Origin of the sequence: Microbacterium sp. Yaish 1 (assembly GCF_002245215.1) — a bacterium.
GTDB lineage: Bacteria > Actinomycetota > Actinomycetes > Actinomycetales > Microbacteriaceae > Microbacterium.
Map to the genome: position 1 here is coordinate 938,180 of NZ_NPMR01000001.1, position 21,239 is coordinate 959,418.

At 68.8% G+C, this 21,239-nt stretch carries 12 protein-coding genes; 6 read left to right on the forward strand and 6 right to left on the reverse strand.

Annotated elements, in window-relative coordinates; all coding sequences use genetic code 11:
- From CI089_RS04410 to CI089_RS04420, 3 genes are all read right to left on the reverse strand, one after another.
- Complete coding sequence (locus tag CI089_RS04410) at positions 1-1,038, reverse strand: hypothetical protein (protein ID WP_094260438.1); 1,038 nt, start codon at positions 1,036-1,038, stop codon at positions 1-3.
- A gap of 118 nt (positions 1,039-1,156) precedes the next feature.
- Complete coding sequence (locus CI089_RS04415; protein WP_094260439.1) at positions 1,157-7,396, reverse strand: OmpL47-type beta-barrel domain-containing protein; 6,240 nt, start codon at positions 7,394-7,396, stop codon at positions 1,157-1,159.
- A 133-nt stretch (positions 7,397-7,529) separates the two neighbouring features.
- The gene (locus tag CI089_RS04420) at positions 7,530-8,552 is read right to left on the reverse strand and encodes a LacI family DNA-binding transcriptional regulator (RefSeq protein ID WP_094260440.1); all 1,023 of its coding nucleotides are present in this window, start codon (positions 8,550-8,552) and stop codon (positions 7,530-7,532) included.
- Positions 8,553-8,711: 159 nt separating this feature from the next.
- On the opposite strand from CI089_RS04420, the gene CI089_RS04425 reads away from it, so the two are divergent.
- From CI089_RS04425 to CI089_RS04450, 6 genes are all read left to right on the forward strand, one after another.
- Positions 8,712-10,013, forward strand: coding sequence for an ABC transporter substrate-binding protein (locus CI089_RS04425; protein ID WP_094260441.1), 1,302 nt, complete (start codon positions 8,712-8,714; stop codon positions 10,011-10,013).
- A 55-nt stretch (positions 10,014-10,068) separates the two neighbouring features.
- Positions 10,069-10,977 (forward strand): carbohydrate ABC transporter permease, encoded by a 909-nt coding sequence (locus CI089_RS04430; RefSeq protein ID WP_256977479.1) that lies wholly within the window; start codon positions 10,069-10,071, stop codon positions 10,975-10,977.
- 1 nt (position 10,978) lies between these two features.
- Complete coding sequence (locus CI089_RS04435) at positions 10,979-11,902, forward strand: carbohydrate ABC transporter permease (protein WP_218823014.1); 924 nt, start codon at positions 10,979-10,981, stop codon at positions 11,900-11,902.
- Positions 11,903-11,904: 2 nt separating this feature from the next.
- Complete coding sequence (locus CI089_RS04440; RefSeq protein ID WP_094260442.1) at positions 11,905-13,869, forward strand: glycoside hydrolase family 127 protein; 1,965 nt, start codon at positions 11,905-11,907, stop codon at positions 13,867-13,869.
- A gap of 95 nt (positions 13,870-13,964) precedes the next feature.
- Positions 13,965-15,419, forward strand: coding sequence for an outer membrane protein assembly factor BamB family protein (locus tag CI089_RS04445; RefSeq protein ID WP_094260443.1), 1,455 nt, complete (start codon positions 13,965-13,967; stop codon positions 15,417-15,419).
- A gap of 263 nt (positions 15,420-15,682) precedes the next feature.
- Positions 15,683-17,245: a sugar transferase gene (locus CI089_RS04450; RefSeq protein WP_094260444.1), complete on the forward strand. Its 1,563-nt coding sequence runs from the start codon at positions 15,683-15,685 to the stop codon at positions 17,243-17,245.
- On the opposite strand, the gene CI089_RS16730 is transcribed toward CI089_RS04450, so the two are convergent.
- The 3 genes from CI089_RS16730 to CI089_RS16365 form a co-directional block, all read right to left on the reverse strand.
- The gene (locus CI089_RS16730; RefSeq protein WP_094260445.1) at positions 17,246-18,511 is read right to left on the reverse strand and encodes a glycosyltransferase family 4 protein; all 1,266 of its coding nucleotides are present in this window, start codon (positions 18,509-18,511) and stop codon (positions 17,246-17,248) included.
- Between the two features lie 291 nt (positions 18,512-18,802).
- Positions 18,803-20,032, reverse strand: coding sequence for a hypothetical protein (locus CI089_RS04460; protein ID WP_143738888.1), 1,230 nt, complete (start codon positions 20,030-20,032; stop codon positions 18,803-18,805).
- A 283-nt stretch (positions 20,033-20,315) separates the two neighbouring features.
- Complete coding sequence (locus CI089_RS16365; protein WP_179223222.1) at positions 20,316-20,969, reverse strand: glycosyltransferase family 4 protein; 654 nt, start codon at positions 20,967-20,969, stop codon at positions 20,316-20,318.
- Between the last annotated feature and the right edge of the window lie 270 nt (positions 20,970-21,239).

A 21,239-nucleotide genomic window follows, 5' to 3' on the forward strand; every position in this document is an offset into this window, starting at 1 on the left:
TCAGTCTGCCATCTGCGGCGGGCTCTCCCGCGTCTCGGAGGGCGCCACGCGATCGAGCCCGGCAAGGGTCGCTTCGTGCTGCGCGATCTCGGCGGCCATCCGCCCGTGCTCGTTGGGCCCGAGGTGGCTGAGGGGCGAGTGGTAGATGCGCGACGCGTCGTCGGCGGGACAACCGAGCAGAGCGGCCAGCCGTTCGACGATCTCGGCGTCCGATTCGGCGTCGGCGACGACCTCGGCGATCGCCACGAGCGAGGGGCGCGCCGCCCGCGCCGCCCGGGCAGCGGCGATGCGCTCGGTCAGCATGCGGCGCGTCGCCGCGCGCCCTCGCCGGGAGTCGCGCCGCGGTGTGCGGGCCCGTCCGAGCTCGATCCGTTCGCGGGTGAGCTCGATCCGGAGCGGCTCGGGATGCAGCCCGAGCCCCGGGGAGTGCGCGTGCAGCCAGACCGTCCCCGGCTCGAGCTCGTGCCAGATGTCTCTCGACAGGCCCACCGCGACCCGCGCGTAGTCGCCGGGCTCGAGGGGCACGGCGGCCGGGGTGCCGGAGAGCATGTAGCCGAAGCTGTAGCTCTCGTCGCGTGCGCGGGTGAAGGCGCCCATCGTCTGGAAGTCGTCGCCGGTCGGCATCCACCGCTCCGTGCCGGTGTTGACGATGTCGACGGCGAAGTCGGTCGCCGTCTCGTCGGCGGCGACGATGCTCGGCCACCGCATGACGAGCCCCGCGCGCCGCTCGGCCGGGCTCGGCCGCAGGGGAATCGGTTCGTCGTGCAGATGCAGCCCGCGCTCCGGCGTCGCGGGATATCCCTGCCCGGCGAACCACATCCCCTCGCGCGCGGGGTCGGGCGCCCCGACGAAGGCGGCGCCGTCTGCCTGCCGCAGCACGCGCCAGCCGTCGGCGGGCACATCGGCCGCGTCGGTATACGGGTCGAGCTGCAGGCCGAGCGAGGTCAACAGCTCCTCGAGCGTCACTCCCGCCTCGGCGAGCGCCGCGGGGTCGACCGGCGAGGAACCGAGCTGGGGCAGATCATCCGTGGGGTTCATCCCGCCATGCTCGCAGGCGCCATGCCGCCATGCCCAGCCCGTCGGGCGAACGGGCGAAGGGCCGGGGACGCCACTCCCCGGCCCTTCGCCCGTGTCGCGCGGCGCGCTGGTCAGACCGTCAGGCGAGTCCTCGGCGGTGGCGACGGACGCCGGCGACCGCGAGCGCCAGTCCGAGCAGCAGCGCCAGAGCGCCCGCTCCAGCGAAGCTCGCGAGTCCGCCGGCATCCTGTCCCGTCGACGCGAGCGGCGGGTTCGCCGACGAGGTCGCGCCGGGAGTGACGACCGTCACCTGCGCCGTCAGTTCGCCACCCGGCACGACGAGCGCGACGGTGTGGGTTCCGGCCTCGGCGTAAGCGGGCACCGTGAACACTCCGGATGCGGTTCCGTCGGCGCCCACCGTGAGGGTGCCCAGTCGTACCGGGGTCGACCGGAACTCGACCGCGAACACGGTCCCCGGCGCCGCACCCGAGACGCTCACCGGCAGCTGACCGCCCGGCGCGACCTGGCTCACCCCGACGCGCAGCACCTCGGCTCCGGTCAGCGAACCGCTCGGCTCCGAACCCGGTCCGCCGGCGCCGGGGCCGCCCGCGCCCGGCCCACCGGTTCCCGGCTCGCCCGTGCCCGGGCCGCCGGTGCCCGGATCGACCGCCTTGGCCGGGATCTCGGCCGTCACGACGTCCGAGACGTTGCCGGCGACGTCGGTCGCGCGCACCCGCACCGTCGTGGCGGAGTCGCCGACGGCGACAGCGCCGCTCGCCGCCGTCCACGTCCCGTCGCCGAGGCGGTACTCGACGAGCGCGATGCCGGAATGAGCGTCGCTGCCGCTCGGGGCGATGGTGCGGGCACGATCGTCCCACCCGGTGCTCGCCTCCGGCAAGGCGGCGTCGCGCCGCACTTCGACGGCGACCTCGTCCGACGCATGGCCGGCGGCATCCGTCGCGCGGAACCGCACCGTCGTCGCACCGTCCGCGTCCACGACCACGGGAGCCGTGTACGCACCCCAGTCGCCGTCGCCGACCCGCACCTCGAGAGCCGGGGCCGCATCGCGGTCGTCGATGGCGGTCGCCGACACGCTCGGCGACGCGACGTACCAGCCGCTGGCCGGTGCCGCCGGAGCGACGGCCGCGGTCACGACCGGAGCCTGCGTGTCGGGGACGACCGTCTCGGGCTGCTCCCACACCTGCCACTCCTTGATGCCGACGCTGCCCTTGCCCTGCTCGGTTCCGACCGGGGTGAGGTTCAGCCGCAGGCGCGTCGTGGTGACGGGGTCGAACTCGACGGTGTTGAAGGCGTCGGTCGCCGTGCCGTACGCGCCGGTGGCCGTCACGGGTACCCAGGCCTCGGTCTCGGCATCCCAGTACTCCGCTTGCCAGTCCTCGGGCACCTCGATGCCGAGTCCCTGCGCGTCGAGGTTCGAGACGAAGTACACCCCGACCGAGCCGACCCGCACCTCCTCGGACCAGTCGTACTGCACCCATTGCGGCCCCACCTGCGGCCAGACACCCCAGACGTTCGCGTTGTCGCTCGGGGTGACATCGCCCGACGACGTCGGCTGCACGTCGTCGTTCAGCCCGGCGACCGTGTTCCACGCAGCCGTTCCGGATGCCGTGGGCGTGGCCAGCAGCGCCAGGTTGCGCCGCTGGGTGCCGTCGGCCTCGGGCACGACCCGCTCGATCGTCTCCGAGACGTTGCCCGCGGCATCCGTCGCCCGCAGCTCGACGCGCGTCTCGTCGAGGCCGACCAGCACACTGCGGGTCAGCGGCGCCCAGTCCTCCTCGTCGCCGAGGCGGTACTCGATCGAGGCGACGCCCGAGCCGGCATCGGTCGCACTCGCCTTCACGGTGCGCGACACGGCGTCGGCGACCGCCTCGAGGGCGGGAGCGGTCGTATCGATGCGCACGGGCTGCGCTGCGGCCTCGGAGGTGTTGCCCGCGGCATCCGTCGCCCGCGCCTGCATCGTGTGGTCGCCCTCCGCCGAGACCGTCACGGGCTCGGTGTAGGTCGCCCACGCCCCCTCGTCGACGCGCACCTCGATGCGCGGCGCCGAGTCGCGGTCGTCGGTCGCCCCGACGGTGACGGTGACGTCCTCCCGGTGCCACCCCGATGCGGGCGCAGCGGGCGCGACCTCGAAGGTGATGCTCGGTGCCGTCGTGTCGGCGGCGCCTTCGCCCACGGTCACCGCCGCCGAAGCCGCCGTGGTGCCGGGCAGGTCGGTCTGCACCGTGCCGCCGACGGTGAACTGACCGGGCTCGGCATACGACGCCGCGTCCACCGCGTCCCACGTGACCGGCAGGTCTTCGCGCGATCCGTCGTTGTAGAGCACGCCCACTGTCGCCGGGAGGGCCGGAGCGACCTCCGGCAGCGTCCGCACTGCCACCGGGTCGACCAGGTTGATCTGCCCGGGCGGGGTGGCCCGGACCCACACCGTCGCCTTCGCCGCGACGGGCGAACCCGGGACGATGCCCGACAGCGCGAAGCTGCCTTCGCCGGCGACCTGCGCGTCGGTGACGGCGGGCCACGCGACGGAGAGGTCTGCCGCGCTGCCGTCGCCGAAGGTCGCGCTCACCGTCTCGGGAAGCTGCGGCAGCGTGCCCACCGTCGTGCGGATGTCGATCGGCTCGATGGCCACCGGCGCGTCGGCGAAGACGGCCAGCTCGCTGACGGCGACCGCTGCTCGCGCCGAGCCCGTGCCCGCCGCCTCGAGCACGACCCGCAGGCGCGTCGTGGTCACGGCGTCGAAGGTGACGGCGTTCGAGGCGTCCCGGGCGATCCCGTACTCCGAGGCTCCGGTGACGTCGGCCCACGCCGACCCGGTCCAGTACTGCGCCTTCCAGGCCCGGGGGACGTTGACGCCACTCGTCGAACCGGCATCCGCCTGGTCGCGCCAGAAGCTGATCTCCGCTCCCGCGATGCGCTGCGGCGTCGACCATTCGTACTGCAGCCAGCGTGTGGCCGGGTGGTTGCCCGACCAGGTTCCCCAGATGTCGCTCTGGGCCCCGCCGGTGAAGAGCACCTTGCCGTCGTTGACAGCGCGCACGTTGTTCCACGACGCGGTGTACTCGGCGGTGGGCACCGCGGCGGGTGCGATGTTCACGCCGGCGCCGGCGGGCGCTCCCTGCACGGCGACGTCGGCGAAGGACGTCTTCTCGCCGTCGGACGCGGTCAGGCGCAGCACGTACGCACCCTCGGTCGAGAACCGGGCCGTCGTGGTGGCGGCGGTCGCGTCGTCAAAGAGCACGGTGGCTCCCTCCGGCGCGCTCTCGACGGTCCACTGCGCGGTGAGGTCACCGCCGGGCAGGCCGTCGTCCTTGACGGTTCCGATCAGGGCCGCAGCCCCGCCCGCCGACGCCTGCCGGTTCTCCCAGGCCGTCACGAGGGGCGCCTGGTTCGTCGACTCGGGCGCCGGAAGACCCGTGCGGAAGACCTGCAGCTCCTTCACGCCGGTCTTCGCGCCGGCGGCGTGGGCGACGGTCAGTCGCACCGCGTCGCCGGTGACCTCGGGGAACTGGATGCGGTTGTAGTTGGCTCGCGGGTACGCGGGTGTCCGCGCCTGCGACGGGATCATCGTCCACTCGCCGTTCCGCCGCACCTCGAGGGTGTACACCGAGGGCTCGGCGTATCCGGGCACGGTGGCCGACGACGAGCTGTCGTAGAAGTACACGCGCGCGTCGTCGAACGTCTGCTCACCGTCGAGCTCGACCGTCAGGGCGTCGATCGGGTTCGGAGAGCCCGCCGTGCCCCAGAAGGGCTCGTTGATCGTGGTGCCGTTGACCGCGCCGGCGGGTTCGCGACCCGGTGCCGAGAACGTCGCCGACGCGGATGCCGCCAGGTTGGGGCTGCCCGTGCTGGCGGTCTGGATGTCGGCGCCGGCCTTGGCGAAGAGGTCGACCACGCGCGCGTCGTCGGCGAAGCGCACCTCCTGCGGCGTCTGCACGGCGGAGGAGGTCGCCGTCACGACCGATGCATCGCCGTCGACGATCTCGACCGAGCCGGTGGCGGGGTCGTAGACGACGTGGGCGAGGTCGTCGACCGTGAAGGCCAGCTCGCCGTCGAGGAACACCGAGTACCCCTCGGGCACGCTGTCGCCGTAGTGCCGCTCGCCGCCCGGCTGATCCCATGTCACGGTGAGGTCGCGGTCGCGGTAGCGGATGTTGTTGGCCGTGAAGTGGTCCCAGCCGATCGCGATCGGGTCGAGCTCGATCTTGGCGTCGCTGCGGGTGCGCACGCCCATCGCGTCCTCGATCATCGTGAAGTTCGTCGCCCCGAGGATCGTGTGGTGGATCCACGAGCGGTAGTCGATCGTCTGCGGATCGGCCGATCCGTTGGCCCAGAACTCGTTCTGGTCGGGCAGGCGGTTGTCGCCGCCGTTCTGGTAGTGCGCCCAGGCGTTCCAGTACAGGAGCTTCTTGTACCACTCGGCGTCGATCGCGTCGGTGGGGTACTCGCGCAGCACGGTGCTCAGCATCCGGAACATCACGGTCGAGTTGATGACCGAGAAGTTGTTGCTGCCCTGACCGCCGGTCGCCGCGTAAGCGGCCTGGTCGGCCTGGTTCGCGGTGTAGAAGGGGAAGATCGGGTACTGCTCGTCGTCGGCGAAGAGCCGCAGCGCCTCGACGTAGTCGTCGTCGTAGTCGCTGTCACCGGGCTTCGGGACGAGGCCGACGGTGAACGGGTAGTAGTTGTTGATCTCCTTCCAGGGCACGTGCTCGCCATCGCTGGCCATCGCGTGCTCGAGGAGCTTGCGCTCGGGGTTCCACAGCACGTCCATGACCTGGGTCTTGATGTTCTGAGCGAAGGCCTCCATCTCATCGGCCTTGGCGGTGTCGCCGGCGACACGGTACGCCTCGGCTGCGGCGAGCGCGTTGGAGTACAGGTAGGCGTTCTCGGCGCGGTCCTGGTAGCCGCCCTTCCAGTGGAACGACACCGCGTCGGCGTCGTTTCCGGTCATCGCGCCCCAGTTGTACTCGATGAGCCCGTTGCCGTTGTTGTCGTAGGCGTCGACGAGGCCCTTCACGTCGTACTCGGCGTACTCGGCGAGGTTCTGCGCGATCGCGGTCGGGCCGCCGTGAAGCTCGTAGGCACGCCAGGCCGCCTCGGAGATGTACTGCGTGTAGCTGTTCGACCAGTTGGCCGGGTCGCCGGGATTGTCGACGAACTTGTAGCTCTTGCTCGTCTCGCCCGCCGACACCCACGGCCCGTACGAGTAGATCGGGTCGCGGAAGTACTTGAGGTCGTCGATGAACATGCCCGTGGTGAGCACGATCGAGTTGTTGTACCCGAGCACGCCCTCCATCGCCGTGGGGAACTGGTAGGTGTTGCCCGGCATGTCGGCGTCGAGGAAGTTGTAACGCATCAGCCACCAGCGGTAGTAGAGCGTCTTGTCGATGTTGTCTTCGGGGGTGTCGAGGTACGGCACGTTGTCGGCCCACCACCGGTTGTAGGCGGTGACGTGCGCCGTGTACGCCTCACCGGGCGTCTGTGCGCGCAGCGCGTCGTAGTCGGTGCGCGAGGCGGCGATCTCGTCGGTGACGAGCGCCAGCTGCACCTTCGTCGAGACCGATCCCCCGGGCGCGACGCTGAGCGTCCGACTCAGCGTCTCGCCCGCGGGGACGAAGCCGTCACCCGAGAGGCGCGGCGTGAGCTTGGTCAGGTCGTTGAGCGCGGCGACGTGGCCGGTCAGCTCGTCGCCCTCGGCCGTCGTGGCGTACGGCGACGAGACGACCAGCTCGATGTCGACGGCACCTCCGGTGGCGCGGACGTCGAGGTTCGTCACGAGGACGTTCGCATCGGTGATGAACTTCGTCTGCACGACCTCGATGCCGGCGGCCGCGTTGCGGTGCACGCTGCGCCAGTAACTCGGGGTCTGCTTCCGCTGCGCGGTGTCTTCGGTGAGGGGGATGTCGGAGCCGCCGACCCGCGCGGTGATCGTGTAGCCGCCGCGACCGTCGATCGACTCCCAGTAGGCCAGCTGCCCGCCGAAGCCGAGCACGGACGGGTCGTGCTCCTTCATGAAGGAGGCGCGGCCTCGGGTGAAGAGCCACTGGTTGTTGTCGCCGAAGCTGCCCGCGGTCCCGGTTCGGGCGAGCATCTCGTCCATCCAGAAGTCGTTGTCGGGGCTGCTGCCGGCGCCGGCCGCGACGTCGCCGTCGAAGATGCGCAGCAGCTGGTTGCCCGGCGTATAGGTCACACCGGTGTCGGGTACGGGGTCGGGGCTCCCGGTGAAGGTCGGGTAGCCGATGTCGGTGTTGGCGGCGTGCGCCGGGGCGACCGCGAAGGTCGCCGCGAGCACGGCCGAGACCGCCGCTGTGGCGATCGCGGTTCGCCCGATGCGACGCGAGGTCGTCGGAGTGCAGTCCACGGTGTCTGTTCCTCTCGGCGCCGCTCACCGATGAGCGACGCGTGCATGGCAGGCACGCTACCGAGGGCCCGAGATTCTCCGCAATCCTTTTCGGGCTTTTCGCTCTCAACCGAAAACCGGGAGCCTACGCCGGTCAGCGGTGCGCGATCGTCGATCCGCGGATGACGAGGCGCACAGGCAGCTGGTGCGTCCCCGACTCGGCACTCACGCCGTCGATGGCCTCGAACAGACGCTGCGCCGCCTGGCGACCCAGCTGCTGCAGGTTCGCGTCGATGCTCGTGAGGGGCGGGCGGGCGTTCGCGGCGACGATCTCCCAGTTGTCGTAGCCGATCACGGCGAGATCGCCGGGCACGTCGCGACCGAAATCGCGCGCGGTGTCGAGCACGCCGCGGGCGATCTGGTCGGAGCCGCAGAAGACGGCGTCGATGTCGGGATGCCGCTCCAGCAGCATCGCGGCGGCATCCCGGCCCCAGTGCTCGGTCCACGCCGCGAAGAGCGGCTCGCCGACGAAGTCGAGGCCGGCGTCGGCGAGCGCCGCCCGGGCACCCGCGACGCGGTCTTGCGCAGCGGCGTAGGTCGGGTCGCCCGAGATGTGGGCGATGCGGGTGCGGCCGCACGAGAGCAGATGCTCGATCGCGAGGCGTCCGCCCGCGTGATTGTCGGGCGTGAGCGAGACATCGCGGGGGTCGTCCGACGGCGAGTAGGCGTAGACCACGGGCACCGGCAGCTCCTGGCCGAGCGATGGCCGGGGGTCGGTCTGACGCCCCACGACGATGATGCCGTCGACGCGCCGGCTGAGGAGGGCGCGCAGGTGATGCTGCTCGCGGATGGCGTCGCCGCGGGCGTCGCAGAGGAAGACGTTCACCTGGCCCGCGCCGAAGGCGTCTTCGGCGCCCATGAGGATCGGCAGCACGAAACGGCCCTCGAGGTCGCTCGTGAGCAGTCCGACGGTGCCGGTCCGGCCCGCCAGGAGGCCGCGGGCCATCGCGTTCGGCGTGAAGGTGAGCTCCTCCGCGGCGGCCATCACGCGGCGGCGCGTGCTGGGCGCCACGTCGCCGCGTCCGTTCAGGGCTTTGGATGCCGTCGCGATCGACACCCCCGCACGCTGGGCGACGTCGCTGAGGGTGGCGGCGCGGGCCGGGTCGGTCGAGGGCATCCTGATCCGTTTCTCCATCGTTATCCGAGGGCGTCTTGACGACGGCCTAGACACACGTTACCTTCCCGAAAGGGATTTCGGTTGTTTCGAATCCCTCCCACACCGGCGGTGCCCGCCCGAACGGCGCAGCCGCTCAATGAAGAGCAAGAGGAGACTGCAATGACCCCATTCCGGCGCCGCCCGGCGTTCCGGGCCGCGACCGCCGCGCTCGTCGCCGGCGTCCTCGTCGGCGGCCTCGCCGCGTGTTCGAACAGCGGCGGCGGCGACACCGCTGCCCCGGCCGACATCCCCGCCGCGGGAACCGACGACGGCACGACGCTGACCCTGTGGACGCGCGCACCGCTCGAGCGTCAGGCGAAGCTGCTCGTCGAGGCGTACAACGCCAGCCACGAGAACCAGGTCGAGCTGACCGTCGTCCCCAACGACGACTACGTCGCCAAGGTCGGGGCCGCCGCCGGCTCGGGAGGGCTCCCCGACCTGTTCGCCGCCGACATCGTCTACGTGCCGAACTGGGTAGAGCAGGGCCTCTTCCAGGACATCTCCGCGCAGATCGACGGCCTCGACTACAAGGACGACATCAACGCCGGGCACCTCTCCGCCGGAACGGTCGACGGCAAGGAGCACGTGCTGCCGTTCGTGCTCGACCTGTCGATGCTGATGTGGAACAAGGAGCTCTTCGCCGAGGCCGGCCTCGACCCCGACAAGGCCCCCGCGACGCTGTCGGAGTTCGCCGACGCGGCCACGGCCGTGCAGAACTTGAACAAGCCGGGCGTCTCGGGCACCTCGACGGGCCTGAACTGCGGTGGATGCCTCGTCTTCACGTGGTTCCCCTCGGTGTGGGCATCGGGAGAGCAGGTCCTGAGCGAAGACGGCACCGAGTCGCTCCTCGCGGGTGACGCCGCGCAGGAGGTCTACAAGACCTGGAAGGGCCTCGAGGATGCCGGCGCTGTGGCCCCCGGCTCGGCCGACGAGACCGGCGCCACGTGGGTCGCAGGCTTCCAGGAGGGCAAGGTCGGCGTCATGCCGTTCCCGGCCACCCTGCTGTCGGGTCTCGACTTCGAGGCCGGCGTCGCCGGCATCCCGGGTGTCGACGGCGGCGCCTCGACGTTCGTCGGCGGTGACGGCATCGGCATCTCGAAGGACTCGAAGCAGTCGGCGCAGGCATGGAACTTCCTGTCGTGGCTGATGTCGGAGGACGCTCAGGTCGAGGTTCTCGCGAAGGACGGCAACGCCGTCTCGCGCGGTGACCTCGCCGAGAACAGCTACGCCGCGGCCGACCCGCGTCAGGTGACGATCAACCAGGTCGCCGCCGAGGGTCAGACGCCCGTCGCCCTCAACTTCCAGCAGGCGTTCAACGCTCCGGGCAGCCCCTGGCTGACCCTCGTGCGCAACGCGGTGCTCGAAGGCACGTCGACGGTCGACGCCGACAACGACGAGATCACGGCGATCCTCGGTCAGTGATACCCCCGGGGGCGCCGTCGCATCGGCGGCGCCCCCACCCTCCGAAAGGAATGTCGTGGCACTCTCCGTCACTTCCACGCGGCGCCCGCGCTACCGGCGCACGGCGCTGGGCGGGCCGCTGCAGGGCTGGCTGTACGCCGCCCCGACGGCACTGTTCGTCATCGCGCTCTTCCTCATCCCCCTCGTGCTGGTGCTGCAGATGTCCGGCTCGGACTGGCCGCTGCTGCGCGGCAACATGGGGCCGAACTTCCCGAACAACTTCGCCGAGGCGCTCGACCACCGGCTGTTCTGGGACTCGGTGCGGTTCACCCTGATCTACACCGCGATCACGACCGTGCTGCTGATCGGCCTGGGTCTCGGGCTCGCCCTGCTCGTGCAGGAGTCGACCGCCTGGAAGGGCTTCCTCCGCACGGCGTTCCTGCTGCCGAGCGCCCTGGGTCTCGCCTCGGCATCCCTCCTCTTCTACGTGCTTTACTCCCCCATCGCCGGTCCCTTCGCGGGGCTGATGGAATCGTGGGGCATCACGTTCTTGGGCACGCCTGAAGGCGCCCTATGGTCGACGGTGTTCCTCATCGTCTGGCGGTACGCGGGCTTCTACATGCTGCTGCTGCTCGTGGGCCTGCAGGGCATCCCGGAGGACGTCTACGAGGCCGCCCGCATCGACGGCGCGTCGCGCTGGCAGATCTTCCGCGACATCACCGTGCCGCTGCTGCGGCCGACCTTCGCGCTGACGACCGTCATGTGCGTCACCGGCTCGCTGCTGGCGTTCGACCAGTTCTACATCCTGACCAAGGGCGGACCCGACAACAGCACGATGACCGTCGTGCAGCTCATCTACAACATCGCGTTCCAGGGGCAGAACAACCTCGGTGTCGCCGCAGCGCTGTCGGTCATCATCCTGCTGGCCCTGGTCGTCATCAACGTCGTGCAGCTGCGCGCGTTCCGTCGCCCCGAGGAGGCCTGACATGGCTCTGACCGACGCTCCGGCCGGCTCCGTCCCGCCCGCCGCTCCCGACACCACGCGCACGATCGTCATCCCGAAGTCCCGGCCGCGCACGCGCCGCCGCCCCACGGGGCGCCTGCTGTGGGGCATCCCGTCGACCGTGTTCACGGGGGCGCTGGCGATCATCTTCCTGTACCCGCTCGTGTGGACCGGAGTCGCCTCGGTGAGCCCGCAGGCGGGCACGAGCCAGTCCGACGGCTGGGGGTTCGGCAACTACGTCACCCTCGCCAACTTCCAGTCGGGCATCTGGGTCTACCTCGGCAACTCGCTCTTCGTCTCGCTGCTGACCGTCACGCTGACGCTGCTGACCTCGTTCCTCGGCGGGTACGCGTTCGCGCGCTTCCACTTCCCCGGCAAGAACATGCTGTTCCTGCTCGTGCTGGCGATCCTCATGGTGCCGTACGCGACGCTGCTCATTCCGCTGTACGTCATCCTGAACGCCGTCGGCCTGCAGAACTCGCTCGTCGGGGTCGCGCTGGTGCTGACGATGTTCCAGCTGCCGTTCTCGATGTTCATGATGCGCATCTCGTTCGAGTCGGTGCCGCGCGAGCTCGACGAGGCCGCGCTGGTCGACGGATGCACGAGCCTCACCGCCCTGTGGCGCGTGCTGCTTCCCGCCGTCAAGCCCGGCCTCATCACGGTGGGTCTGTTCGCGTTCCTCACCGCGTGGAACGACTTCATCGCGCCGCTCATCCTCATCAACGACACCTCGCGCATCACGCTGCCCCTCGCGGTGGCGAACCTGCGCGGCCAGACGATGGGCGTCATCGACTACGGCGTCACCGAAGCCGGTGTCGTCGTGCTCGCACTGCCGTGCATCGTGCTCTTCCTGATCCTTCAACGCCACTACGTGCGCGGCTTCATGTCGGGCGCATTCAAGGGATGACCATGTCGACTACCTTCCCCGCACGCTCCATCGGCTCCGCGGCATCCGCCGTCGCCGCTGCTCCCGTCGTGCCCGCTCATTCGCGGCTGCGTCCGCTCGGCCTGCACGAGGTGCGCATCACCGGAGGCTTCTGGGGCGAGCGCCAGCGCATCAATGCCGCTCACACCCTCGGCCACGTGCTCGGTCGCCTCGAGTCGGAGGGCTGGCTGCCCAACTTCGATCGCGCCGCCGCCGGCACGCTGCCCGCCGGACGCCGCGGGCGCGAGTTCTCCGACTCGGAGGTCTACAAGTACCTCGAGGCCGCCGCCTGGGAGATCGGCCGCAGCGACGACGCCGAGCTCGAGGCGACGCTGCGCTCGGTCGTCGCCCGGGTCGCCGCCGCTCAGGAGCCCGACGGCTACCTCAACACCCGGTTCGGCCGCCCGGGCCAGCAGCCGCGCTGGTCCGACCTCGAGTGGGGGCACGAGCTGTACTGCCTCGGTCACCTGTTCCAGGCGGCCGTCGCCCGCGAGCGCACGCGCCCGGGAGCGGATGACGGCCTGCTCGGCATCGCCCGACGTGCCGCCGACCTCGTGTGCGAGGTCTTCGGGCCGACCGGCATCCCGGCCTTCTGCGGGCATCCCGAGGTCGAGACCGCACTGGCCGAGCTCGCCCGCGTGACCGGTGACGAGCGCTACCGCGCACAGGCGGAGCTGTTCGTCGAGCGTCGCGGACACGAGACGCTCCGCGACATCGAGTTCGGGCGCACCTACTTCCAGGACGACGTGCCCGTCCGCGACGCCGACGCCCTCGCGGGGCACGCCGTCCGCGCGAACTATCTCGCCGCGGGGGCGGTCGACGTCGCCGTCGACGCAGGTGATGTCGAGCTGCTCAGCGCCCTGCGACACCAGTGGGCCCGCACCCGCGGCCGCCGCACCTACATCACCGGCGGTCAGGGGTCGCACCACCAGGACGAGGCGTTCGGCGACGACTGGGAACTGCCGCCGGACCGCGCCTACTCCGAGACGTGCGCGGGCATCGCGTCGATCATGTTCTCGTGGCGGCTGCTGCTCGCCGAGGGGGATGCCGCGTACGCCGACCTCATCGAGCGCACGCTTTACAACGTTGTAGCCACGTCGCCCGCGGCCGACGGCCGCAGCTTCTTCTACGCGAACACGCTGCACCAGCGCGTACCGGGCGTCGAGGCGGACCCCGAGGGCACGTCGCCGCGCGCGTCGTCGTCGCTGCGAGCGCCGTGGTTCGAGGTCTCGTGCTGCCCGCCCAACGTGGCGCGCACGCTCGCGAGCCTCGACGCCTACGTGGCGACCGCCGACGACGAGGGCGTGCAGCTGCACCAGTACGCGCCCTCGGAGATCCGCACGGCCCTCCCCGACGGCCGGGCTGTGTCGCTCGACGTGCAGACGGCGTACCCCGCCGACGGTGTCGTGCGGGTGGTGGTCAGTGAGGATGCCGGCGGCGCGTGGACTCTGTCGCTGCGGGTGCCCGAGTGGGCCGAGGGCGCGCGCCTGCGCGTTCTGGATGCCGCGGGCACTATCATCGACGACGATGCCACCGGCCCGGGCCGCGTTGAGGTGCGCCGCGACTTCCGCGCCGGCGAGGCCGTCGAGCTCGAGCTGCCGATGGCGCCGCGCCTCGTCGCTCCCGATGCGCGTATCGACGCCGTGCGCGGTTGCGTCGCCGTCGAGCGAGGCCCCGAGGTACTCGCGCTCGAATCGACCGATCTGCCGGGCGGTGCCGACGTCGGTCGGGCGGCGATCGCGGGCGACGCCGAGCCGGTCGAGCGCGACGGTCGCGTGTGGCTGCGGGTCGGGCTGCGCCCCGATGAAAGCGATGGATGGCCATATGGCAATCCATCGGCGAGCGCCTCCGCCGCCGCCGAAGAGGCCGAGCTGGTCCCCCTTGTGGCCTATCACGACTGGGCCAACCGCGGCCCGTCGACGATGCGGGTCTGGCTGCCCGTCGAGTGAGGTTCGCCCGGCTCGTGGGTCCAGAGACCCATCCCGAGCCGGGCGATCCCTCGGTATGGTGCGGGCACGTCGCACCATACCGAGGGAGAAGCAACGTGGCCGAGACTCCTGAACGGGCCGGTGGCGCGCTGCGACCGACCGCCGGCGCGGCTCTTCTGGCGATCGCGGGACTGCTCATCGCGGGGTGCACCGGCACCCCCGACGCCGAGGCGTTCGCGCCGCGCTGGGAGACCACGTTCGACGTGGCGACCCGGGTCGTCGCATCCGACGACGGCGTCGTCGTCGTCGCATCCGACGAGGGGCAGATGCTCGCGGCGCTGAACACGAGGAACGGCGGCACGCGGTGGAGCCTGCCGTTCACGCCGCCCCCGTCGGCCGTCACGGTTCGCGGGGATGTCGTCACCGTGCAGCAGCAGCTCGAGACCGGCGTTCAGGTCTCCGCGGTGAGCGCGTCGACCGGCAACGCGATGTGGACGCGCACCGCCAACGGCGGGTCGGTCATCGGCGCGTTCTCCGACGGGCGGGTCGCTGCCGTACGGGATGACGCGGTCTCGATCTCGGATGTCGCCAACGTCCGCACCGCCGATCCGTGGATGCCGCGAGAGTCGTGCTCGGTCGGGTCGGCCCACCTCTCGCCGGGCAAAGACCCGTGGCTGGCCGTCCTCGAGGTCTGCGACGACGACCCCTCGCATCTCGTCCGTTTGGACGATTCCCTCCGGGAGGTTTGGCGCACGCCGGCAGCCACCGCCGCCCGGTTCGACTTCGTCGACGGGCTCATCGCTGCAACCGACGATGCCGCGAGCGATGATGCCGCGACGAACGAGGCCGCGAACCTATGGCTCGTCGGCGACGACGGGTCTGTCGTGCAGGCACTCGCGGGATTCATCCCGCCCGGGGCGGCCGTGGTGCACCGCACCGCCGAAGACGACATCGTCGCGGTCACGGGGTCGGGCGAGCTGCATCCCGCCGGCTACCTGCGCGCGCAGAACACACCCGACCTCGGGGTCGTCACGGTCACCCGCGTCGGCGACGGCCCCGACGCGACGCTCGCCACGGTCGTCGGAGTCGACGGCGAGCTCACGCCGTTGAAGGGCGACAACTATGTGCTCGCGCGCCAGGTCGGCGACACGACCGTCCTTACCCTGTGGCGGTGGCAGGAGAGCGGCACGCTGCCCGACGACATCCCTTCGTGGCCCGACACCTTCGACGTCGACGCCGGTTCCGCCGGGCGCCTGACGGCCACCGCGACCGGCGAGCCCGGCGACCTCGGCTTCGACCTCACCCGCGACGGCGCCCGGTTCGCGACGGTGCGCCTGGTGACGCTCGCGTCCGCCGCGTCGGCGCGCGCGGCGTTCGAGCTGACGGCATCCGCCGAGGCCTCAGCGGATGCCGCGACCACGGTCCACCGCGACGACGGCACGCTCACCGCGGTGAGCGGTTCGTGCCTGCTGGCCTTGCACCTCGAGACGGGCCCCCTCGCCGCCGCTGACGAGAAGAGCCTCGTCGACGCGATCTTCAGCGCCGAGACATCGGGAGCCTGCGAGGCGTAACAAGCGGTAAGGCCGGTACGCGCAAGCCCCTGGTACGAAATACGAGTCAGCGTGCGCATCCGGCTTCGCGATTTGTCCTTTTGACCAGCATCTTTTCCCGCGTGTCCACCGGATGGGGGACTTAAGTCATTCGCATGGAACCGATACCATCGGCTCGGGAGAGGCGCCCGTTAGCTCGGTGATCCCAATTTCACGCGTACGACACACACGCGGCGTACGATCTCTCCCTCAGCAACTCATCACGCGCCGCGAGGGAGGATGTCATGCCGTACGACTCCCCCACTGCGCCCGCATCCGCGACCGCCGCCCCTCCCCTCATATCGGGACTCTCGTCGAATCGCGAGAACAACCCCGGCACAGCCTCCGCGCCGGCGGCATACCGCGGACCGCGTGACTGGCGCCGCCGATACGCCTCGCTCTTGCGGTTGACCGATCTACTGGTGCTCATCTGGGTCGTCTACGGAACGCAGATCGCCTGGTTCGGGTTCGGCAACGCGCAGGTATCGATCCGTGAAGACTCGCGGATCACCGACTTCTCGTACTGGCTCTTCTCTGCGGGGCTGATCGCCGTGTGGATGTGGACGCTCAGCCTCGCCGACACCCGCGATCACCGCATCATCGGGGCCGGCGCCGAGGAGTACGCGCGCATCGCACGTTCGAGCCTGTCGCTCTTCGGTGTCATCGCGATCCTCGCCTTCCTCGCGCGGGTCGATGTCGCGCGCGGATTCCTGCTCATCAGCTTGCCCGTCGGCGTCGGGATGCTGCTCTTCTCTCGCTGGCTCTGGCGACAGTGGCTCGTCGCGAAACGTTCGGTCGGCGAATACTCGGCGCGCGTCCTGCTGGTGGGGTCGGAGGCATCCGTCACCCATCTCGCTCGCGAGCTGAAGCGCATGCCCGGATCGGGATACCGCGTCGTCGGCGCCTGCGTTCCCTCGGGTCGCGTCGCGGGCAGCGTAACGGGCACGAAGATCCCGATCATGGGCAGCGTGGATGCCGTGGCCCAGGCCATGGCCGCAACGGGCGCCGACACCGTCGCCGTCACGAGCACCGACGAGCTGCCGCCCGACAAGGTGAAGCAGATCTCGTGGGGACTCGAGGCCGGCCGTCAGCACCTCGTGCTCGCACCGAGCATCGTCGACGTCGCGGGCCCGCGAGTCCAGACCCGCCCCGTCGCCGGTGTCCCCCTCATGCACGTCGAGACGCCGAAGTTCAGTCGCGGACAGCTCTTCCTCAAGCGCACCGTCGACATCGTCGCCAGCACGATCGGTGTCGTCTTCCTGAGCCCCGTTCTGCTGTTCCTGGCGCTCAGCGTTCGCCTGTCGAGCCAGGGGCCGATCTTCTTCCGGCAGACGCGCGTGGGCCTGCGCGGGCGCGAGTTCACGATGCTGAAGTTCCGCACGATGGTCGTCAACGCCGAGGACATGCTCGAGGCTCTTGCCAAACAGCAACGCGACTCGGGCAACGAGGTGCTCTTCAAGATGAAGAACGACCCGCGCGTGACGCCCGTGGGACGCGTGATGCGGAAGTTCAGCCTTGACGAGCTGCCCCAGCTCTTCAACGTCATCGGCGGATCAATGTCGCTCGTCGGCCCCCGACCGCCGCTGCCCTCGGAGGTCGCGAAGTACGCCGACCACGTGCACCGCCGGTTCCTCGTGAAGCCGGGCATCACCGGACTGTGGCAGGTGAGCGGGAGGTCCAGCTTGTCTTGGGAAGAGTCGGTTCGCCTCGACCTGTCGTACGTGGAAAACTGGACGTTGGTAGGCGATCTGGTGATCGCAGCGCGGACCGGTCGAGCAGCGCTCGCACCGGGGGAAAGCGCTTGGTGATTAGCCGTTGGAGCATGCAGTGTCGAGGAACGCTGCGATCTCGTCTTCGTAACGGCCCCAAGTGAACCGCGAGGCAGTCTCCGCCGCGGCCGCGCCGACGCCCTCGAGGATTGTGCGATCTTCGAAGAGCCTCCACATGATGCTTGCCAGCTCCGAAGACGAACGGCTAGGCACAATCCAGCCGTCGTGGTTGTCCGTGACAACGTCGCCAGCGAACGTCTCTTCGGATACGATCGCGGGCGTCCCTACCAGCATCGCTTCTATTCCTACAAGCCCGAACCCTTCGGCGAGGCTTGGCAAGACGAGCAAATCCGCGTCCGCCATTCGCGCCATGAGCGTCGCGCGCGGCATGGTGCCCAGAAAATCGACGAAATCGTAACGCTGCTCGATGAAACGGCGCATTGAGGGCGAGCACGGGCCAGCAACCTGCAGACTAACCGCTGCCTTCCCCAGCATCGCGGCTGCATCTAAGAGATATGATATTCCCTTTCGCTGATTCACTTGCCCAGCAAACAACACTCGCAACGGCCCCCGGCGCTTTAGTTTGTGACTCGAGGCAGCTCGTAAACTCGCTGCAACCTCATGATCCATGCTGGCCCCGAGGCTCATGACGTGCACACGACCGGACTCCACGCCGGCTTCCACAAACGTACGCTTCGCAAAGGTGCTGGGAACTACTATGTCCGTAGCATGGGAAATCTCCGCCTCCAGCACGCTGCGACGTTCTACGCTTAGCGCCGCCCCCTGGAGAAACGGCTTCCACCCCGGGTTTGCTTCGGCTTCAGAGGCGAACGCGTCCACCATCCAGTCATGATGAGCGATCGGATAAAGCAGCACCTTCCTCGCCTGCGGGGCTGCCTGAAATCCCCCGAGTGCGGAGGTATATTGCCCGATAATCAGCTCCGGCCGCAGCCGATCGGAGAGGCGACGCGTCGTAGCACGGAATCGTGACATCCGGGCCGCAACCAGCGCATCCGAATCCGAAGATGACCTCGATCGAAACTGCTCATAGGCCGCAAGAGTCCGAGCACGGCCGACAACCCGAAATCCAGTAGCACTAGCTGGGAGACTTCGCCGTAAAACATGCCGCGAAAGCGGGTCCCCGAGGCTCGTTGCCGCGCGGGCGATTCGCATAAGCCGCGAGTCATAGGCCCACGAAGTAGAGGTGGCGTACAAACAATGATCCGAAGAACGCGCCAGCACCGAAGCCCAGTAGATCGGCTCGGGGTGAGTGCCAGAATTCAGCACTAGCGAACGTGTCATCATCGGCAAACACTCCACGAGGATACGAATTCCGAGGTCCGTTTGACAGCAGCACCAACCCAGGCAGGCTTCCTGTCAGCCACAGGGCTGATCGCTGCAATGCCCAAAATTGGGCGATCCGTGTCGACCATCTACTCTAAGACCGCCAGAAGGAGACCCGCAAATAGACGAAACCGGCAAATGATCCGTACGCGTCCGCCACGCCGACCGGCTGATGTGGTGACGCTCACAACCCGCGTCAAAACTCGCGAGCTTGCCAGACTTCGAGTGCGACGAGGACCCCAGATACGACATTCACTCGGACCCGAGAACACGGTGCTCCCTCCGCATGGCAAGGACGTACCCCACGCCCCATCCGAGTATGCCCAGCAAAGCAGCCACTAGAGCAACAGCGCCGATTGGGTCATCAATAGGCGCATTGACACCCGCGGACACCGTCCAGCTGATAAAGATGGAAAAGGTAACCACCAAAATCCTCACGATGAGGCCGAGGAACTGGTATCCCAGCGCTGACGAGGCGGCAGCCAACGGGCTAGTCCACGCACCCAAAATAGCCGCCACAAAGAGGACCGCGACAACGCGGATGGAATCACTCCATGAGATCCCCGCCGCCAAGATTATGATGGTGAACGCCAAGCCTACATAGAGGATTGTAGCCGCGAGCAGAACCATAACACTCTTCTTCACACGCGATCGGAGGTCGCGTAGCGCTTCGACGCTGGTGAGCCGCCAACTATTCAATCCGAATGACGCCATCAATGTCGTGTTCACGATATTCAGCGGGCCTAGCGCCGTCTGCAGAACTCTATAAACGGCGGCGAGGGGCGTCGCTATGGTGAGCGTCGCGACCGCCATCGGCACCAAGTTCGCCGTGACGGAGAGTAAATTGTCGAGGCCGCTCCACCGCCCCAGCCGTAACGTTCCCGCCAAGGTTACCGTCGCCCTCGACTTCGGCCCTTCAGCTTTGATCGCAATGACGGCGCCAACCGCGCAGGCCAACGCTCCGCAAACGGACCAACCGTACGCGAAGGACAGCCAACTCGGCTGCGCAATGACGATTAGCCCGCCAATCACGAGCATTCCCACCCATGCGATATCCATAATGACGGCATATCTCGGCATGTCGCGCGATATGAACATATAGCGAACGAAATCCAAACCAACTGCAGCGATGCCAAATGCTGCTGCGGCCGGCACCGCAATGAATACCGCCTCAGAAGCCCCCATGACAAAAGGACAGATGGCAGCCACCGGCAGCGCGAATACTGGGACCGAGAACCAGGCCCACCGCGTGGGTATAGCCGCCGGCGCGCCCAGCTGTCGTCGAGCCGCAAGCGCCGGCGACAACAGCGTTGCTCGCTGCAAGATAACGGCAGACGATGCAAACAATTGCACCATGGCCAGTGGAACCAATCCACCTGATCCGAGGACCCGTGAACCGACGATGAGCAGTATCGCACTCGCGGCAGCCGTAATCGCGCTGTCAACCCCTATCCAGAAGTCGGGTCTATCGAATCTTGCCACAGTCGACCGAATCTTCACCTCAGCTGACTCGCTTCTGTCTCGGACCTGCTAGCAAAGAAGGGGATAGCACCCGGGTACGGCGCCCGTGCGTGATGCATTACCCTCGCGCGTCAGCCTCGCTATGGGGATGGACTCGAATGGTCTAACGGAGTCGCCTGATGGCGCTATCCCAGCCTACCGGGCTTGTCTAGTCGGTGGGAACGGCGCGGGACGGGTTCGATCCGTTCAGCCAGAACGACTAGCTGACATGCCAGATGTCCGAAGACGAGTTGCTCCCCGACCTTCACCCCGTCCGTTCGAAGCTGCTGAGGAAGACCTCCGCGAACGCCTCGGGGGTGTGACGCGCAATCGCGGGGTCGCGACGCGGACCGGCCCAAGCTTGTCGGGAGTCCGCCATCGCTTGTTGCAAACCAGTGGCCGGCGGACACACATAGACCCCGGGCATACCGGACACGCTCTGCGCGACTCCGGCCTGATCACTGACCACAACGTGCCGGCCGGCGGCGAGCGCCTCATTCACGACCAGACCCCAGACTTCCTCTGTCGACGGGAGAACAAGAGTGTGGTGGTCTGCCATCAGGTTCGGGAGCAGCTCGTATGCCAAGCTGCCGACGAACTGGACGGTCGAACCCAGGCCCGATCGGGCGACCAGATGTTCGAGACTCGCGCCTTGCTCGCCGGTTCCGACGATTGTCAGCGAATCTTCCGGGCGCCTGCAGCGAGCAAACGCATGGATAAGTCCGTCGACATTCTTACGCTCAATCAGCTGCCCAACGAACAGATAACGATGCCCCTCGCCCTCGGGAGCTAGATGCGCGACCGCGGCGAACCGGGCTACATCGACCGCATTGAACCCCTCGAAGATCCTGGACTCGTGCACCCCGAGGTCGCGCAGCGCGTCGGCAGCAGCAGGCCCGGGTACCACGACAGCATCCATGCTACGGAAGAACCTGCCTCGAGCTCGAGCGATGGGGCCAGCGTGATGCCGCTGAGACATGCGAGTCGATTCATAGAACCCGACTCGCCTCACGCCGAGCCGTCCCGCCGCAGCAGACAGTTGCCAGCATGCCGGCGATTCCCAAGCCCCGAGCAGGACGGCGTCACAGCCGTCAACTAAGCGGGAGGCCGATTCGCGCAGACCGTAGTAACGGCGCTCCCCGCGACCGACGCGCATGGTCCGCAGGGTGGAGATGTCTAGACCACTCGA

What these genes read in the sequence shown, in the direction of transcription:
- CI089_RS04410 (WP_094260438.1), bottom strand. Translation starts at nt 1,038, where the DNA reads ATGAACCCCACGGATGATCTGCCCCAGCTCGGTTCCTCGCCGGTCGAC.
- CI089_RS04420 (WP_094260440.1), bottom strand. Translation starts at nt 8,552, where the DNA reads ATGCCCTCGACCGACCCGGCCCGCGCCGCCACCCTCAGCGACGTCGCC.
- CI089_RS04425 (WP_094260441.1), top strand. Translation starts at nt 8,712, where the DNA reads ATGACCCCATTCCGGCGCCGCCCGGCGTTCCGGGCCGCGACCGCCGCG.
- CI089_RS04435 (WP_218823014.1), top strand. Translation starts at nt 10,979, where the DNA reads ATGGCTCTGACCGACGCTCCGGCCGGCTCCGTCCCGCCCGCCGCTCCC.
- CI089_RS04440 (WP_094260442.1), top strand. Translation starts at nt 11,905, where the DNA reads ATGTCGACTACCTTCCCCGCACGCTCCATCGGCTCCGCGGCATCCGCC.
- CI089_RS04450 (WP_094260444.1), top strand. Translation starts at nt 15,683, where the DNA reads ATGCCGTACGACTCCCCCACTGCGCCCGCATCCGCGACCGCCGCCCCT.
- CI089_RS16730 (WP_094260445.1), bottom strand. Translation starts at nt 18,511, where the DNA reads ATGATGACACGTTCGCTAGTGCTGAATTCTGGCACTCACCCCGAGCCG.
- CI089_RS16365 (WP_179223222.1), bottom strand. Translation starts at nt 20,969, where the DNA reads ATGGATGCTGTCGTGGTACCCGGGCCTGCTGCTGCCGACGCGCTGCGC.